The organism is Acidovorax sp. KPB24-07, assembly GCF_057543315.1.
In genome coordinates, this window is the sequence record NZ_BAAJYS010000966.1 from 1 (window position 1) to 538 (window position 538).

The 538-nt window shown below is 74.0% G+C and carries 1 protein-coding gene and 1 pseudogene; both read left to right on the top strand.

Features of this window, described 5'->3' with window-relative positions; genetic code table 11:
- A partial coding sequence (locus tag AC27IQ_RS26930; protein WP_487091532.1) for a tripartite tricarboxylate transporter substrate-binding protein occupies window positions 1-327 on the top strand: 327 nt, incomplete at its 5' end.
- Window positions 328-331: 4 nt separating this feature from the next.
- Window positions 332-538: pseudogene (locus AC27IQ_RS26935) on the top strand (hypothetical protein); the annotation flags it as partial.

The following is a 538-nucleotide window of genomic DNA, read 5'->3' on the forward strand; positions in this document are numbered from 1 at the left end:
AAGCTGCGCGCGCTGGCCGTGACGGCCGCGCTGCGGGCCCGTTCGCTGCCGGAGGTGCCCACCATGACCGAAGCGGGCGTGCGCAAGTACGAGGTGCTGGAATGGAACCCGGTGCTCGCGCCCGCCGGCTTGCCCGCCGCCACGCGCACGCGCCTGGTCGATGGCATCCGCAAGGCGCTGGGCGATGCCGAGGTGCTGGCGCGCATCCGCGCGCTGGGCGGCGACGTGTTCGCCGATGCATCGCAGGCCTCGGCCGGGGCCTTCATCCGGGCCCAGCAGGGCCAGTGGGCCCAGGTGGTGCGCGACCGCAACATCTCGGTCGGCTGAACCGATGCCGACCGACGCCGACCGCGCCCCCCACCCTGATGCCTGGGACGGAGCCGGTGCCTGCTGGGACGCGCACGTCCATGTGTTCGACGCCGATGCGCCGACCCAGCCCGGCCACTACCGCCCCGCGCACCATCCGCTGGAGCGCATCGAGGGCCTGGCTGCCGCCCATGGGGTGCGGCATCTGGTGCTGGTGCAGCCCAGCGTGTAC